This window comes from Pseudomonas sp. HMSC057H01 (genome assembly GCF_001836405.1).
GTDB lineage: Bacteria > Pseudomonadota > Gammaproteobacteria > Pseudomonadales > Pseudomonadaceae > Pseudomonas > Pseudomonas aeruginosa.
Genome location: NZ_KV828514.1, coordinates 30,842 through 45,986, shown reverse-complemented (window position 1 = coordinate 45,986; position 15,145 = coordinate 30,842). Strand labels below are relative to the sequence as shown.

The window sequence follows — 15,145 nt, the reverse complement described above, 5'->3', positions numbered from 1 at the left end:
GCCAACGGCCTGCCTGCGCCGCCATCCAGGACACTGCAGATGAAACACGTCGTTTCCAGTGCGTTATTGCTCGGTCTCTCCTCGCTTTCCCTGGCCGCCCAGGCCGCTCCCATCGCCCTTGACCTTCCCGCCCAGCCCCTGGCCGCATCCCTCGAGCAATTGCAGGGCGCCAGCGGCCTGCGCATCCGTTTCGACCGCGCGGCCGTGGCCGACCGGCGCGCACCGGCCCTACGCGGCACGCTGGAGCCGAGCGAGGCACTGCAGCGTCTGCTCGCAGGTTCCGGACTGAGCGGGGAGGTACGGGGCGGCGACGCCTGGGTCGAGGCCGCGCCGACAGGTGCCGGCATCGCCCCCGGCGACAGCGTCGACCTCGGCGCGCTCAGCGTGGTCGCCACCCAGGACCCGGCCACCGCCGCCATCACCGAAGACAGCGGCTCCTACACCACCCGGGCGATGCGCACCTCGACCAAGCTGGCGATGTCGATCCGCGAGACCCCTCAGTCGGTCAGCGTGGTCACCCGCCAGCGCATGGACGACCAGGGCATGCGCGACCTCAACGACGCGGTGAAGGGCGTCACCGGCCTCACCGTGCAACAGTACGGGCCGGCCCGGGTGAAGTACGCGGCGCGCGGCTTCGACGTCGACAACATCATGTACGACGGCCTGCCGACGAGCATTTCCACCTATACCCAGGACGTCATTTCCGCCGCCGACCTGGCCATGTTCGACCGCGTCGAAGTGGTGCGCGGTGCCACCGGCCTGATGCAGGGCGCAGGCAACCCGGCGGCGGCGATCAACATGGTGCGCAAGCGTCCGACCCAGGACTTCCGCGCCTCCCTGCAAGGCAGCGTCGGCACCTGGGACCGCTATCGCAGCGAGGCCGACGTTTCCGGTCCGCTGAACAGCGAAGGAACCCTGCGCGGCCGCGCGGTGGTCGCCTACCAGAAAGGCAACAGTTTCCAGGACCACGTCAGCAGCGAACGCGGCGTGTTCTACGGGATCGCCGAAGCCGACCTGAGCCCGGACACCACCTTCGCCATCGGCGCCTCGAACCAGAACGACAACCGCAACGACAACTGGGTAGGCCTGCCCAGCCCGCTGGGCGGCCGCCACCTGGACCTCAAGCGCTCGTCCTACTACGGCGCCGACTGGTCCTACTGGGATACCGACACCACCCACCTGTTCAGCGACCTGACCCACCGCTTCGCCAACGGTTGGCAGATGAAGCTGGCCGCCGACAAGCTGTGGGCGCGAATCAACATGCTCGGGCTGTACAACGACTGCTACTACTCGACCACCGGCTGCGCCAGCATGACCCAGAACCCCGGCGACTACAGCTACACCGACGACCACGACAGCTATGACGCCTATGCCAACGGTCCCTTCCAGTTGCTCGGCCGCGAGCACGAGCTGGTGGTCGGCGCCAGCTATCGCCAGGAACGCTTCGACGGCCACGGCGGCTGGGGCAGCCTGTTCAACAAGGACGGCACCCCGACCGGGCCGATGGACCCGACCCAATGGGACCCGAGCTCGACTCTCAAGCCGAGGCTGAACACCAGCCTGTGGGGCATGAAGCTCGACCAGGAACAGAAAGGCGCCTACCTCACCACCCGGTTGAACCTCGCCGACCCGCTGAAAGTGATCCTCGGCGGGCGCCTGGACTGGTACAAGGCCGACGCCGATACCGACAGCTACAAGGTCACCCGCAACGTCACCCGCTATGCCGGGGTGATCTACGACCTGAACCAGACCTACTCGGTCTACGCCAGCTATACCGACATCTTCAAGCCGCAGAGCAACTTCGACGCCGGCGGCGGCCTGCTCGACCCGATCACCGGCAAGAACTACGAGATCGGCCTGAAGGGCGAACACTTCGGCGGCGCGCTCAATTCGCAGATCGCGCTGTTCCAGATCGACCAGGAAAACCGCGCCACCGAGGACGTCGGCGGCCCCTCGCCATGCCCCTTCAGCCCCACCTCGCGCTATTGCTCGCGCGCTTCGGGCAAGGTCCGCAGCCAGGGCGTCGACCTGGAGCTGAGCGGTGCGCTGAGCGACGACTGGCAGATGATGGCCGGCTATACCTACGTCGACGCCAAGTACAAGCACGACAGCAACAAGGCCAACGAGGGCAAGCCATTCGACGCGGCCAAGCCACGCCACCTGTTCAAGCTCGCCACCAGCTACACGCTACCCGGCGAACTGCACAAATGGCGCGTCGGCGGCGACCTGGCCACCCAGAGCAAGACCGAGGACAGCAGCACCGGTTTCCAGCAGGGCGGCTACACCGTGGTCAATGCCATGCTCGGCTACAAGGTCAACGAACGGATCGACACGCGGCTGAACTTCAACAACCTGTTCGACAAGTACTATTACAGCGGCATCGACTTCGGCAACCTCAACTACGGCGAGCCGCGCAACCTGATGTTCACGGTGAAGTACTCGCTCTGATCCCGGACCGCCGGCGTGCCTCCGCAGGCGCGGCGGCGGTGTCCGAACGGCCCTTCGAGGCGCCTCAGCAGGGCCGATAGCGGCGCTCGAACTCGCTCGCCAACTGCTCCAGCGTGACGCTCCCCAGGCGCTCCAGGAGCAACGCCTGCGCCGCCTCGAACGCCTCGCCGAGCGCTTCGTTGACCGCCTGCTCGACCAGGCATTCCGGATGATCGGTAGACAGGCCGATGGCGAAGATCGAGGACGCTCCCAGCGCCTGGTGGATATCCAGCAAGGTGATGTCCGCCAACGGCTTGGCCAGCCGCCAACCGCCGCGATGGCCCTTCTCCGAACTCACGTAGCCTTCGTTCTTCAGCAGCGCCATGGTCCGTCGCACCACCACCGGGTTGGTGCCGAGCATCTGCGCGATGGCTTCGGAAGTCGCCGGCCCTTCGTGGCGGGCCATATGGATCAGCACATGGAGCATGCGCGAGAGGCGGGTGTCGTTTCTCATGAACGGCGGGCTCGTGACGGAAAGACCATGAGTATGTCTCGCTACAGAAAAAGTTACGAGAGCGTTGACAAGCGCATCTCATGAAACTTACGTTGTTGCGTGACTATCCGAATGGGAGATACGCCATGACTTTCGACGTGATCATCGTGGGCGGCAGCTACGCCGGCATCTCCGCGGGCATGCAACTGGCGCGGGCGCGGCGCAGGGTGCTGGTGATGGATACGGGACTGCGACGCAACCGCTTCGCCCGGGCCTCCCACGGCTTTCTCGGCCAGGACGGCCGCGATCCGGCGGCCATCGCCGATGACGCCCGCGCCCAGTTGCTGGCCTATCCCAGCGTCGAGTGGCTGTCCGAAGCCGCCGTCGCGGCGAAGAAGGAGGCGGACGGTTTCGTGGTGAAGGCCGCCAACGGAGAACGCTTCACCGCGCGCCGGCTGATCCTCGCCAGCGGGGTCGCCGACGAGCTGCCGGAGATCCCCGGTCTTGCCGAGCGCTGGGGACGGCACGTGTTCCATTGCCCGTATTGCCACGGCTACGAACTGGACGGCGGGCCGATTGGCGTACTGGCGGCCTCACCGCTGGCCATCCACCACGCCCTGATGTTGCCCGACTGGGGAGCGACCACCTTTTTCCTCAACGGCGTCTTCGAACCGGATGCCGAGCAAATGTCCAGGCTGGACCGGCGCGGCGTGACGATCGAGCGCGAAGCCGTGGTCGCGCTGGGCGGCGCGCGCGCCGACGTGACCCTGGCCAGTGGCCGCACGATTACGCTCGCGGGGTTGTTCACCCAGCCGCGTACGCGCATGGCCAGCCCGCTGGCGGCGTTGCTCGGCTGCGAGTTCGAGGACGGCCCGAGCGGGCCGTTCATCAGGACCGACGGCATGCGCGAAACCAGCGTTCCCGGCGTCTTCGCCTGCGGCGACGCGGCGCTGGCGGCCGGCAACGTCGCCATCGCGGTGGGCGACGGCGCGCGCACCGGTGGCGCGGCGCATCATTCGCTGCTGTTCCGCTGACGCCGGAGGCTGACAGGCCAAGGATCCGGCCCACCGCCCGGCAAATCTTTCGAACTCCCCGGCGCTCCAGCTTTCCACTCTCCTGCATGTCACGCCACGGCGCCCGCCACGGGCGCACCAGCAGAGGAGAAAACCATGAGCGCGAAGCTGCAAGGCAAGAACGTCCTGGTCATCACCGCCAACACCGGCATCGAGCGCGACGAGCTGCTCGAACCGCTGAAGACCCTGAAGCAACAGGGCGCCACGGTCACCCACGCGACCATCGAGGGCGGCGAAGCGCAGACCTGGGTGCACGACAGCGAGAAGGACCTGATCGTCAATTCCGACGCCAGGCTGCAAGGCCTGCGCGCCGAGGACTACGACTTGCTGCTGGTCCCCGGCGGCACGGTGAATGCCGACACCCTGCGCCAGGACAGCGAGGCCCGGCGCCTGGTCAGGGAATTCAGCGACGCAGGCAAGACGGTCGCCGCCATCTGCCACGGCCCCTGGCTGCTGATCGACGCCGGTGTCGCCCGCGGCAAGACCCTGACCTCCTATTCCAGCGTGCGTATCGACCTGACCAACGCCGGCGCGGACTGGGTCGACACGCGGGTGAAAGTCTGCCCGGCGAACGGCTGGACTCTGATCACCTCGCGCAACCCGGGTGACCTGCAGGCGTTCAACGAAGCCATCGGCGAAGCCCTGCAGGCGGCCGCCTGATCGTCATTCGCGGAGACAAGCGGTGGACACCCTGAAGATCGCCACCTTCAACGTCAACGGCATCCAGACCCGGCTGGCCGCGCTGCTGGCCTGGCTGGAGCGGGAAGCGCCGGACATCGTCTGCCTGCAGGAACTGAAGACGCCCGACGCGCGCTTCCCCGCCGCGGCGCTGGAGAGGGCCGGATACGGCGCGATCTGGCAGGGCCAGTCGGCGTGGAACGGCGTCGCCATCCTCGCCCGCGACAGCCAGCCGCTGGAGGTACGCCGCGGCCTGCCGGGCAACGCCAGCGATCCCCACAGCCGCTACCTCGAAGCGGCCGTCGACGGCCTGCTGGTGGCCAGTCTTTACCTGCCCAATGGCAATCCCCAGCCGGGACCGAAGTTCGACTACAAGCTGGCCTGGTTCGAGCACCTCATCCGCCACGCCGCCGAGCTGATGGAGAGCGGCCATCCGGTGGTGCTGGCCGGCGACTTCAACGTGGTGCCCAGCGACTTCGATATCTACGACACCCGCTCCTGGAAAAAGGACGCCCTGCTCCAGCCGGAGTCCCGCGAGTGCTTCGAGCGCCTCCTGCGGCAGGGCTGGGTGGACGCGCTACGCCAGCGTTTCCCCGACCGGCGCATCTATACCTTCTGGGACTACTTCCGCCAGCACTGGCAACGCGACGCCGGGCTGCGCATCGACCACCTGCTGCTCAGCGCCAGCCTGGCGGACCACCTGGAAGACGCCGGGGTGGATCGCTGGGTGCGCGGCGAGGAGCACGCCAGCGACCACGCACCGGCCTGGGTAAGCCTGCGGCGTCCCTCAGAGCCCCGGCGCTAGCCGAGCTGGCCCCGGCACTGCGCATCGGCTCTCACCGCCCCTCCGGCAACCTCGCCACCACCTTGATCTCGAAGCTGAAGCCATACAGCCAGTTCACCCCCACCGCCGTCAGCGTGGGGTACGGCGCCTCGCCCCAGTACTCCGGGACGATCTTCCAGATGCGCTCGAAGTTGGCCTCGGCGTCGACCATGAACACGGTGACGTCGAGCACATCGTCGAACCCGCAACCGGCCGCGGCGAGCACCGCATTCAGATTGTCGAAGGCGCGGCGGACCTGGGTCTCCAGCTCGGGTTCGGGAGAGCCGTCGTCGCGGCTGCCGACCTGGCCGGAGACGAACAGCAGGCCGTCGCTGCGGACCGCCGGGGAATAGCGGTTGCGCTCGTAGAGGGCCTGGCGGCCGGCGGGGAAAACCACGTCGCGTACAGTCATGCGATACCTCCATCCTGGGGCTCCCGGCCCCGTCATCGTCGATGGAAGAACGGTAAGGTCGTGCGCGCCGTGGATAAACGCGCAACCCTGGCCATGACTGTTTGTAGAATCCAAACAATCCTCCACGACCCGGAGTCCCGATGGACCGTTTCGATGCGATGCAGGCCTTTGCCCGTGTGGTGGAGACCGGCAGCTTCACCAAGGCGGCGGAGACGCTGCACATGAGCCGCACCAGCGTCACCCAGTTGGTCCAGCAACTGGAAGCGCGGCTGCGGGTACGCCTGCTCAACCGCACCACGCGCAAGCTCAACCTGACCGCCGACGGCGCCGCCTACTACGAGCGGGTGGTACGCCTGCTGGCGGAACTGGACGATGCCGAGACCAGCCTCTCCAGCGCCGCCCTGGCGCCCCGCGGGCGTCTCCGGATCGACGTGCCGAGCCCGCTGGCGCGGCTGCTGCTGATCCCGGCGTTGCCCGAGTTCCATGCGCGCTATCCGGATATCCAGATCGACCTGGGCGTGAGCGATCGGCTCGTCGACCTGATCGACGAGAACGTCGATTGCGTCATCCGCGGCGGCGAACTGCGCGACCAGTCGCTGATGGCGCGGCGGGTCGGCGACCTGCAACTGGGGGTCTACGCGGCACCGGCCTACTTGCAGCGCGCCGGCGTGCCGAGCCACCCGCGCGAACTGGAGGACAGCCACCAGCGCATCGTCGGCTTCCTCTGGGCGCGCACCGGCAAGGCCCTGCCCTACGCCATGCACAGAGGCGAGGAAAGCCTGCGGGTGGCGGGCCGCCATGTGCTGGCGGTGGACGACGGCAACGCCTACCTGGCGGCCGGGCTGGCCGGCCTGGGCATCCTCTGGCTGCCGCACTACATGGCGCGTGAGCCCCTCGCCCGCGGCGAGCTGCTGCCGCTGTTCGAGGACTGGAGCCTGGAGCCGATGCCGCTGTACCTGGCGTTCCCGCCGAACCGCCACGTCAGCGGCAAGCTGCGGGTGTTCATCGAGTGGGTCGCCGAACTGATCGCGCGGCATGCGCCGCCGTTGCATCCGCCGCTCTGAAACAAAGACGGAGGCGTATCCTGGAAAACCCTGGAGTAATGGTAAGCGGCCAGGGCTCTATATATGCCCCGCGATTATAAAGATGACTGATACGATCATAAGCCGGATATCCTGAAATTCAACCAAGCCGACATCGGAACGGTTTCCGAGCGATGAATGAAAGATTCACTCAGCCTTATATTCAGGACTGGTCAAACCGGATAACTTGAAAATCCGGATTTCGTTAACCCGATCACATCGACAGATGCACCAGCAAAGCACTCGCGCACTACACCCTGCACCTCTATGAAGCAAGCCGAAGGCTCTATAGCGGCACTCCAGACCAAACTTTAGTTGGTAGAGAGAGCACTCCAACATCAATGACAAGTGAGGGGAATAGCTATCTATTCTGCTATCCATAAACGCTTCTTCATATTTAATAGCTAGCAGAAACGAATATAAAAAATATTTGAACGACTCCGTCACCCCTGCATATCTTTCGCCACGCGAACGATTAAGGAAGTTGCCCTCCCCAAACTGAAGGAGTCGATTCATGCATAAGAGAACGTACCTGAATGCATGCCTGGTTCTCGCGCTGGCTGCGGGCGCGAGCCAGGCCTCGGCCGCGCCCGGTGCGAGCGAAATGGCTGGCGACGTCGCCGTGCTCCAGGCTTCTCCGGCGAGCACCGGCCACGCCCGCTTCGCCAACCCCAACGCGGCGACCTCGGCGGCCGGCATTCACTTCGCCGCGCCCCCCGCCCGCCGCGTGGCCCGCGCCGCGCCGCTGGCGCCGAAACCGGGTACGCCGCTGCAAGTAGGCGTGGGCCTGAAGACGGCGACTCCGGAAATCGACCTGGCAACCCTCGAATGGATCGACACCCCGGACGGGCGCCACACCGCGCGCTTCCCGATCAGCGCCGCGGGGGCCGCCAGCCTACGCGCCGCGATTCGCCTGGAAACCCGCAGCGGCTCGCTGCCCGACGACGTGCTGCTGCACTTCGCCGGCGCCGGCAAGGAAATCTTCGAGGCCAGCGGCAAGGACCTCTCGCTCAACCGTCCCTACTGGAGCCCGGTCATCGAGGGCGATACCCTGACCGTCGAACTGGTGCTGCCGGCCAACCTGCAACCGGGCGACCTGCGCCTGTCGGTACCCCAGGTATCGTATTTCGCCGACTCCCTGTACAAGGCCGGCTACCGCGACGGCTTCGGCGCCAGCGGCAGCTGCGAGGTGGATGCGGTCTGCGCGACCCAGAGCGGCACGCGGGCCTACGACAACGCCACCGCCGCGGTGGCGAAGATGGTCTTCACCAGCTCGGCGGACGGCGGCAGCTACATCTGCACCGGCACCCTGCTGAACAACGGCAACTCGCCCAAGCGCCAGCTGTTCTGGTCGGCCGCGCACTGCATCGAGGACCAGGCCACCGCCGCGACGCTGCAGACCATCTGGTTCTACAACACCACCCAGTGCTACGGCGACGCCTCGACCATCAACCAGAGCGTCACCGTGCTGACCGGCGGGGCGAATATCCTGCACCGCGACGCGAAGCGCGACACCCTGCTGCTGGAACTCAAGCGTACTCCGCCGGCCGGCGTGTTCTACCAGGGCTGGAGCGCCACGCCGATCGCCAACGGCTCGCTCGGCCATGACATCCACCATCCGCGCGGCGACGCCAAGAAATACTCGCAGGGCAACGTCTCGGCAGTGGGCGTCACCTACGACGGGCATACCGCCCTGACCCGCGTCGACTGGCCGTCGGCGGTGGTCGAAGGCGGCTCGTCCGGCTCGGGCCTGCTGACCGTCGCCGGCGACGGTTCCTACCAGCTACGCGGTGGCCTGTACGGCGGCCCCTCGTACTGCGGCGCGCCCACCTCACAGCGCAATGACTACTTCTCCGATTTCAGCGGCGTCTATTCGCAGATATCCCGCTACTTCGCGCCCTGAGGCCAGCCAGGCTATCGATCACGCACCGGCGGATAACCGCGCAGCGGTTATTCGCCCTACGCCTGGATCGGCGCGTGAAAGTGCAGCTTCTTTCATCGGTCCGGAACAGGTGCCAACGGCATTATCCGCCGTTTATCCCGCGCAGCGGTTATTCGCCCCACACCCGGATTGGCGCGTGGAAGTGCGGCTTCCTTCATCGGTCCGGGACAGGTAGGGCGCATAACGCCAACGGCGTTATCCGCCGTTTACCCCGTGCAGCGGTTATTCGCCCCACGCCCGGATCGGCGCGTGGAAGAGGGGCGTTATGCGCCGCCGCACGTTCAGTCCTGGCGGCTGGTGACTTCCAGCAGGTGGTAGCCGAACTGGGTCTTCACCGGGCCCTGGACCACGTTCAACGGCGCGCTGAAGACCACCTGGTCGAACTCGCGGACCATCTGGCCAGGACCGAACGAACCCAGGTTGCCGCCGTCGCGGCCGGAGGGGCAGGTGGAATGCTCGCGGGCGACTTCGGCGAAATCCGCACCACCTTCGATGGCGGTTTTCAGTTCGTTGCACTTGGCTTCGCTGGAAACCAGGATGTGGCGGGCAGTGGCTCGGGCCATGGGGAAATACTCCTAGGGTGAAACGGCAGAGCCTAGCAGACATCGACGCCAGCACCGACAGCCCACGACCAGAGGAGGCACTCGACAAGCATGGCGCGGGCTGCTTGACTCGCCGCCTTTGCGAATCCGGGAACGCCTTCCGATGAGCCAGACTTTCCACGGCAGTTGCCTGTGCGGCGCGCTGCGCTACCGCCTGTCGTCGCCCCCGCGGGCGCTCTCCCACCGTCATTGCAGCCAGTGCCGCAAGGCCCATGGGGCGGCATTCGCCAGTTATGGCAGCGTCCCCGTCGCGGACCTGCACATCGACCGCGGCGCCGACCTGCTCGCCGCGTTCAGCTCCTCCCCCGCCGTGCTCCGGCGCTTCTGCTCGCGCTGCGGCTCGCCGCTGTTCTGGTCAAGGAGCGAAGGCAAGTTCGCCGACTGGGTATCGGTCGCCCTCGGCAGCCTGGACACGCCCTTCCCATCGGAGAAACAGAAGCATGTCCAGGTCGCGTCGATGGCCTGCTGGTACCGGATAGCCGACGACTGGCCGCGGTTCGACTGAAGTCCGCCCGCGATCCGCCGGCCGGTGCCTGTTTTTTCGCCGGCAAAGCCCGGGCCTGGGGTACCATGCCGCGCCCTTCGCCGCCGGTCCTTGCCGCCCATGTCCGCCACTGCGCTGTACACCGACCTGTCCCACTATTACGACCTGATGTGCGCCGACATCGACTACCAGGCGCAGAGCCACTGCGTGCGTCGCCTGCACCAGTTGTTCGGCAACCAGGGCCGGCGGCACCTGGACCTGGCCTGCGGTACCGGCCCTCACGTGAGGCACTTCCTCGATTTCGGCTATCGCAGCGCCGGCCTGGACATCAACCAGCCGATGCTCGACCTCGCCCGACAGCGCTGCCCCGAAGCGCACTTCAGCCGGCAGGACATGGCCGGCTTCCAGGTGGACGAGCCGCTGGACCTGATCACCTGTTTCCTCTATTCGATCCACTACAACGCAGGGCTGGAGCGCTTGCGCGCATGCCTGGCCAGCGTGCATGGCGCACTGGCGGATGGCGGCGTGTTCTGTTTCAACACGGTGGACAAGGGGCAGATCGACAATCGCTCGTTCGTCCGCCATTCCGTGGAGCATCGAGGCAGCCGCTTCACCTTCGGTTCCGGCTGGTACTACAGCGGCGAGGGCGAGCGCCAGGCGCTGCGCCTCGGTATCGAGAAAACCACGGACGGAACGACCCAGACCTGGGAGGACGAACACCCCATGGTCGCCCTCAGCTTCGCCGAGCTGCAGCACCTGTTGCAGACGCATTTCGAGGTGCAGGTCTTCGAACACGACTACGAACGGATCACGCCCTGGGCCGGCAGCTCCGGGAATGCCCTGTTCGTCTGCGTGAAGCGCTAGCCTCCGGATATCCTGGCGCAAACGTGACGATCAGGCTGGCACGGGCGGGGCAGCGTTTCACAGGGGGCTGCGGAGGATTCTTCGTCGCTTTCGGCACGCTGCGTCCGACCCGCTAGAGGCCTGCCTGGCCGACGATCCGTGCGCGCCTTCTCGGCTAGACCAAGGTCGCAAAGACCCCGCCGACCATCTGTGACACCTTCGCGCGCTTTTTTACCCCCCGCTGTCGAGAGTCACCGCATGTCCGCCCCGTTTTCCCCCCGTTCGCCCCGCACCCTTCGCGGCCTGGGCGCCCTCGCCCTGTGCGGCGGATTCGTCGCCCCGGCCCCTGCCGCCTTCCTCGAGGACGGCAGCGCGCGCCTGGAAGCGCGCACCGTCTACTTCAACCGCGACTTCCGCGACGGCAGCTCGGCCAACCCGCAGGGCGCCTCCAAGCGCGAGGAAGCCGCGCAGGGCTTCATCCTCGACCTGCGCTCGGGCTATACCGAGGGCGCGCTGGGCTTCGGCGTGGATACCCTGGCGATGCTCGGGATCAAGCTCGACTCCAGCCCCGCGGACAGCAACAGCGGCCTGCTGCCTTCCAGCGGCCACGATCCGCGTCGCTCGGTCGACCAGTACGCCAAGGCCGGCGTCGCCGGCAAGATGCGCTTCTCGCAGACACAGTTCAGATACGGCGCGATGCTGCCGGACATGCCGTTGCTGAAATACAACGACGGACGCCTGCTGCCGACCCTGTTCCACGGCGCCCAGCTGACCAGCGAGGAGATCGCCGGGCTCAGGCTCTCCGCCACCCGCCTGGAGCGCTACACCGCGCGGGACTCCAGCGATGCCCAGGACATCCGCCTGCACTGCAAGAACAAACGCTACGCCTGCGACACCACCGGCAACCGCTTCGACGCCTACCAACTCGACTACCAGGTCAACGACGGCCTGCTGTTGCAATACGCCCAGGGCGGCCTGCGCAACGTCTATCGCCAGCGCTACCTCGGTGCCGTGGGCAAGCGGCAGCTCGGCGCCGGCAAGCTGAGCGCCGACCTGCGCTGGTTCGACAGCGAGGACGCCGGCGCGGCCCGCGCCGGCAAGATCGACAACCGCGCCCTCAGCCTGCTGCTCGCCTACGCCCAGGGCGGCCACACGCTCAGCGCCGGCTGGCAGCGGATGAACGGCGCCAGCTCGATGCCCTACCTCGACGGCAGCAATCCGTACCTGGCCAACTACCTGCAGGTGAACGACTTCGCCAACCCCGAGGAACGCTCCTGGCAACTGCGCTACGACTTCGACCTGCGCAGCGTCGGCGTGCCCGGCCTGAGCTTCATGACCCGCTACGTCAACGGCGACCATATCCGCCTGGCCAACGGCGACGAGGGCAAGGAATGGGAGCGCGACATCGAGCTGAAGTACGTGGTGCAGAGCGGCCGCTTCAAGGACCTCAGCCTGCGCCTGCGCAACGCCACCTACCGCACCGACTTCGAGCGCTCGGCGCGCGACGTGGACGAGGTGCGCCTGATCGCCAGCTACAACCTGTCGCTGTTCTGAGCCGTCGCGCCGGAACGCACGCCGGCGCGACGCTCCGGCGGTTCAGACCGCCAGGGCGCGTTCGCGCAGCTCGACGTTGAGGATGCGGTCGTTCTCCGAGTAATCCACCGGGCAATCGATCACATGCACCCCGGGCGTGCCCAGGCAGCGCTCCAGCAACGGCAGGAAGCCCTCGGCACTGTCGACCCGGTGGCCGTGGGCGCCGTAGGCCTCGGCATAGCGCACGAAGTCCGGGTTGCCGTAGTCCAGCCCGAAGTCGGCGAAGCCCATGTTCGATTGCTTCCAGCGGATCATCCCGTAGCCGTTGTCGCGCAGGATGATCACCGTCAGGTTCATCTTCAGCCGCACCGCGGTTTCCAGTTCCTGGCTGTTCATCATGAAGCCGCCATCGCCGCACACCGCGACGATCGGCCGGTCCGGGTAGACCAGGTGCGCGGCCATCGCCGAGGGCAGGCCGGCGCCCATGGTGGCGAGGGCGTTGTCCAGCAGCACGGTGTTGGGCATGTGCGCCTTGTAGTTGCGGGCGAACCAGATCTTGTACATGCCGTTGTCCAGGGCGACTATGCCCTGCGACGGCAACGCCCGGCGCACGTCGGCCACCAGGCGCTGCGGATAGAGCGGGAAGCGCGGGTCGTCGGCGCCTTCGGCGACCTGCGCCTCGTTGGCCTCGCGGATCGCCAGCAGGCGGGTGAAGTCCCAGTGCGCGGTATCGTCCAGCGCCTCGCCGATCTGCCAGATGGCGTTGGCGATGTCGCCCACCACTTCGATCTGCGGGAAATACACCGGGTCCACCTCGGCGGAACGGAAGTTCACGTGGATCACCTCGGTACCGCCGCGAACCATGAAGAACGGCGGCTTCTCGATCACGTCGTGGCCGACGTTGACGATCAGGTCGGCCGCCTCCACCGCGCGATGCACGAAGTCGCCGGCGGACAGCGCGGCGTTGCCGAGGAAGCGCGGGTGACGCTCGTCGACCACGCCCTTGCCCATCTGGGTGGTGACGAAGGGAATGCCGGTCTTGTCGATCAGTTGCTTGAGGACCTTGGCGGTCATCTTGCGGTTGGCCCCGGCGCCGATCACCAGGATCGGGCTGCGCGCGGCGCGCAGCTTCTCCACCGCGGCGCAGATCGCCTTGTATTCCGCCAGCGGCCGGCGGCTCAGGCTCGGCGGGATGGGCAGGCTGTCGGTCTGCTCGGCGGCGATGTCCTCCGGCAGCTCCAGGTGCACCGCGCCGGGCTTCTCTTCCTCGGCCAGGCGGAACGCCTCGCGGACCCGCGAGGGAATGTTGTCGGCGGAGGCCAACTGGTGGGTGTACTTGGTCAGCGGCTGCATCATGCCGACCACGTCGAGGATCTGGAAGCGGCCCTGCTTGGACTTCTTGATCGGCTTCTGCCCGGTGATCATCAGCATCGGCATGCCGCCCAGGTAGGCGTAGGCGCCGGCGGTGACCAGGTTGGTGGCGCCCGGGCCGAGGGTCGACAGGCTGACCCCGGTCTTGCCGGTGAGGCGCCCGTAGGTGGCGGCCATGAAGCCGGCCGATTGTTCGTGGCGGGTGAGCACCAGCCGGATCTGCGACTTGCGCAGGGACTCCAGCAGGTCGAGATTCTCCTCGCCGGGAATTCCGAAGACGTACTGCACGCCCTCGTTTTCCAGGCATTGCACAACCACATCGGCTGCCTTGGCCATCTGCGTTCTACCTCGGGTGGTGGCGGTTCTGACCGCTCGAACACTGCGCCCCTCGCGCCTCCCTGTCCAGCCCCGACCGGCCGGCGGAAGGCTCTGGCGCCGGCTTCGCCGGCAAGCGAACGCCGCCCCCGCCATTAGCGCAGCTGAACCCGACCACCCGATCATCAGCACAGCTAATAATTCATTCGCTGATTTCATGGTGAGGGCGGAGCCCGGATGGTAAAAATCCACCTACCGCTTTACGCGCCGGCCAAGCCGAATGCCCCGCCCCCTCCATCTCACCGAACCCTGAAGACGACCATGCCCGAGCACGCCCCGATCCTCCCCGTCATCGCCGCCGAGGTGGCCGCCCTCGCCCCCGGTTTCCGCGCCCTGAGCCTCACCGTCGAGGCGGCGCCGATCGTTCGTCCGGAAATCGCCGGCCGCGCCATGGAGCGCGCCTGCCAGGCGCTGGCGCGTGGCGAACCGGACTGGGCCGAGGCGCACCTGGCAGCCTGGGCCGAGGCGTTCCGCCGCTTCGGCGCCAAGCCGCAGCGTACCCCCTGCTCCGCCGAAGCCCTGCGCAAACGCGCGCTGCGCGACGGCGGGCTGCCGAGCATCGACCCGGTGGTGGACCTGTACAACGCCATCAGCGTGCAATTCGCCATTCCGGTAGGCGGCGAGAATCTCGCCGCCTATGCCGGCCCGCCGCGCCTGGTGGTCGCCGACGGCAGCGAGACCTTCGACACCCTGAAGAACGGCGAGGCGGTCGACGAATCCCCCGACCCCGGCGAGGTGGTCTGGCGCGACGACCTCGGCGTCACCTGCCGCCGCTGGAACTGGCGCCAGGGCGTGCGCACCCGCCTGGACGCCAGCGCCCGGCGCATGTGGTTCATCCTCGAGAGCCTGCCGGAAATGCCGCTGGCGGCCCTGCACGAAGCGGGCGGCCTGCTGCTCGACGAATTGCGCCTGATGATGCCCGGCATGCGCGCCGACTCGCGCCTGCTGTGCGTGGCGACGGTACCCGCCGACAGCGTATAAGGACCCAGTCCCCGAGGAGAACAGAA

The 15,145-nt window shown here is 67.1% G+C and carries 14 protein-coding genes; 10 read left to right on the top strand and 4 right to left on the bottom strand.

Features of this window, described 5'->3' with window-relative positions:
- Positions 1 to 39: 39 nt before the first annotated feature.
- Positions 40 to 2,448, top strand: a complete 2,409-nt coding sequence (locus HMPREF2581_RS28355) for a TonB-dependent siderophore receptor (RefSeq protein WP_003137519.1) — start codon at positions 40 to 42, stop codon at positions 2,446 to 2,448.
- A 64-nt stretch (positions 2,449 to 2,512) separates the two neighbouring features.
- Here the strand turns inward: HMPREF2581_RS28355 and HMPREF2581_RS28350 are convergent, their stop codons facing one another.
- Positions 2,513 to 2,941 carry an Rrf2 family transcriptional regulator gene (locus HMPREF2581_RS28350; RefSeq protein WP_003101327.1) on the bottom strand — a complete coding sequence of 143 codons (429 nt, stop codon included), beginning with the start codon at positions 2,939 to 2,941 and terminating at the stop codon, positions 2,513 to 2,515.
- Positions 2,942 to 3,021: 80 nt separating this feature from the next.
- Between HMPREF2581_RS28350 and HMPREF2581_RS28345 the strand changes: the two genes are divergently transcribed.
- From HMPREF2581_RS28345 to xth, 3 genes are all read left to right on the top strand, one after another.
- Positions 3,022 to 3,954 (top strand): NAD(P)/FAD-dependent oxidoreductase, encoded by a 933-nt coding sequence (locus HMPREF2581_RS28345; protein ID WP_003121894.1) that lies wholly within the window; start codon positions 3,022 to 3,024, stop codon positions 3,952 to 3,954.
- A gap of 135 nt (positions 3,955 to 4,089) precedes the next feature.
- Entirely contained in the window at positions 4,090 to 4,653 is a 564-nt protein-coding gene (locus HMPREF2581_RS28340; RefSeq protein WP_003118177.1) for a type 1 glutamine amidotransferase, read from the top strand.
- A 22-nt stretch (positions 4,654 to 4,675) separates the two neighbouring features.
- The gene (xth, locus tag HMPREF2581_RS28335) at positions 4,676 to 5,476 is read left to right on the top strand and encodes an exodeoxyribonuclease III (protein ID WP_003137518.1); all 801 of its coding nucleotides are present in this window, start codon (positions 4,676 to 4,678) and stop codon (positions 5,474 to 5,476) included.
- A gap of 31 nt (positions 5,477 to 5,507) precedes the next feature.
- Here xth and HMPREF2581_RS28330 read toward each other — a convergent pair whose 3' ends face one another.
- The gene (locus HMPREF2581_RS28330) at positions 5,508 to 5,906 is read right to left on the bottom strand and encodes a RidA family protein (protein ID WP_003101334.1); all 399 of its coding nucleotides are present in this window, start codon (positions 5,904 to 5,906) and stop codon (positions 5,508 to 5,510) included.
- Between the two features lie 140 nt (positions 5,907 to 6,046).
- Here HMPREF2581_RS28330 and HMPREF2581_RS28325 point away from each other — a divergent pair, with 140 nt between their 5' ends.
- Both HMPREF2581_RS28325 and piv read left to right on the top strand, forming a co-directional pair.
- Positions 6,047 to 6,970 carry a LysR family transcriptional regulator gene (locus HMPREF2581_RS28325; protein ID WP_003137516.1) on the top strand — a complete coding sequence of 308 codons (924 nt, stop codon included), beginning with the start codon at positions 6,047 to 6,049 and terminating at the stop codon, positions 6,968 to 6,970.
- Between the two features lie 532 nt (positions 6,971 to 7,502).
- Positions 7,503 to 8,891, top strand: a complete 1,389-nt coding sequence (gene piv, locus HMPREF2581_RS28320; RefSeq protein ID WP_003110541.1) for a protease IV — start codon at positions 7,503 to 7,505, stop codon at positions 8,889 to 8,891.
- Positions 8,892 to 9,211: 320 nt separating this feature from the next.
- Here the strand turns inward: piv and HMPREF2581_RS28315 are convergent, their stop codons facing one another.
- Positions 9,212 to 9,493, bottom strand: a complete 282-nt coding sequence (locus HMPREF2581_RS28315) for a peptidylprolyl isomerase (RefSeq protein WP_003093561.1) — start codon at positions 9,491 to 9,493, stop codon at positions 9,212 to 9,214.
- 142 nt (positions 9,494 to 9,635) lie between these two features.
- Between HMPREF2581_RS28315 and HMPREF2581_RS28310 the strand changes: the two genes are divergently transcribed.
- From HMPREF2581_RS28310 to HMPREF2581_RS28300, 3 genes are all read left to right on the top strand, one after another.
- Positions 9,636 to 10,037 carry a GFA family protein gene (locus tag HMPREF2581_RS28310; RefSeq protein WP_003137513.1) on the top strand — a complete coding sequence of 134 codons (402 nt, stop codon included), beginning with the start codon at positions 9,636 to 9,638 and terminating at the stop codon, positions 10,035 to 10,037.
- Between the two features lie 99 nt (positions 10,038 to 10,136).
- Positions 10,137 to 10,880 carry a class I SAM-dependent methyltransferase EftM gene (eftM, locus tag HMPREF2581_RS28305; protein WP_003093564.1) on the top strand — a complete coding sequence of 248 codons (744 nt, stop codon included), beginning with the start codon at positions 10,137 to 10,139 and terminating at the stop codon, positions 10,878 to 10,880.
- A 237-nt stretch (positions 10,881 to 11,117) separates the two neighbouring features.
- Positions 11,118 to 12,413 (top strand): OprD family porin, encoded by a 1,296-nt coding sequence (locus HMPREF2581_RS28300; RefSeq protein WP_003093566.1) that lies wholly within the window; start codon positions 11,118 to 11,120, stop codon positions 12,411 to 12,413.
- Positions 12,414 to 12,455: 42 nt separating this feature from the next.
- Here HMPREF2581_RS28300 and HMPREF2581_RS28295 read toward each other — a convergent pair whose 3' ends face one another.
- Positions 12,456 to 14,099, bottom strand: coding sequence for an acetolactate synthase large subunit (locus HMPREF2581_RS28295; RefSeq protein WP_003093568.1), 1,644 nt, complete (start codon positions 14,097 to 14,099; stop codon positions 12,456 to 12,458).
- A gap of 300 nt (positions 14,100 to 14,399) precedes the next feature.
- Between HMPREF2581_RS28295 and HMPREF2581_RS28290 the strand changes: the two genes are divergently transcribed.
- Complete coding sequence (locus HMPREF2581_RS28290) at positions 14,400 to 15,119, top strand: B3/B4 domain-containing protein (RefSeq protein WP_003093570.1); 720 nt, start codon at positions 14,400 to 14,402, stop codon at positions 15,117 to 15,119.
- Positions 15,120 to 15,145: the final 26 nt, after the last annotated feature.

Excerpts from the sequence above, each read along its gene's own strand:
- piv (WP_003110541.1), top strand. The coding sequence starts at position 7,503 with ATGCATAAGAGAACGTACCTGAATGCATGCCTGGTTCTCGCGCTGGCT.
- HMPREF2581_RS28290 (WP_003093570.1), top strand. The coding sequence starts at position 14,400 with ATGCCCGAGCACGCCCCGATCCTCCCCGTCATCGCCGCCGAGGTGGCC.
- HMPREF2581_RS28350 (WP_003101327.1), bottom strand. The coding sequence starts at position 2,941 with ATGAGAAACGACACCCGCCTCTCGCGCATGCTCCATGTGCTGATCCAT.
- HMPREF2581_RS28345 (WP_003121894.1), top strand. The coding sequence starts at position 3,022 with ATGAAACTTACGTTGTTGCGTGACTATCCGAATGGGAGATACGCCATG.
- HMPREF2581_RS28330 (WP_003101334.1), bottom strand. The coding sequence starts at position 5,906 with ATGACTGTACGCGACGTGGTTTTCCCCGCCGGCCGCCAGGCCCTCTAC.
- HMPREF2581_RS28295 (WP_003093568.1), bottom strand. The coding sequence starts at position 14,099 with ATGGCCAAGGCAGCCGATGTGGTTGTGCAATGCCTGGAAAACGAGGGC.
- HMPREF2581_RS28310 (WP_003137513.1), top strand. The coding sequence starts at position 9,636 with ATGAGCCAGACTTTCCACGGCAGTTGCCTGTGCGGCGCGCTGCGCTAC.
- HMPREF2581_RS28355 (WP_003137519.1), top strand. The coding sequence starts at position 40 with ATGAAACACGTCGTTTCCAGTGCGTTATTGCTCGGTCTCTCCTCGCTT.
- HMPREF2581_RS28315 (WP_003093561.1), bottom strand. The coding sequence starts at position 9,493 with ATGGCCCGAGCCACTGCCCGCCACATCCTGGTTTCCAGCGAAGCCAAG.
- HMPREF2581_RS28340 (WP_003118177.1), top strand. The coding sequence starts at position 4,090 with ATGAGCGCGAAGCTGCAAGGCAAGAACGTCCTGGTCATCACCGCCAAC.
- eftM (WP_003093564.1), top strand. The coding sequence starts at position 10,137 with ATGTCCGCCACTGCGCTGTACACCGACCTGTCCCACTATTACGACCTG.
- HMPREF2581_RS28300 (WP_003093566.1), top strand. The coding sequence starts at position 11,118 with ATGTCCGCCCCGTTTTCCCCCCGTTCGCCCCGCACCCTTCGCGGCCTG.
- HMPREF2581_RS28325 (WP_003137516.1), top strand. The coding sequence starts at position 6,047 with ATGGACCGTTTCGATGCGATGCAGGCCTTTGCCCGTGTGGTGGAGACC.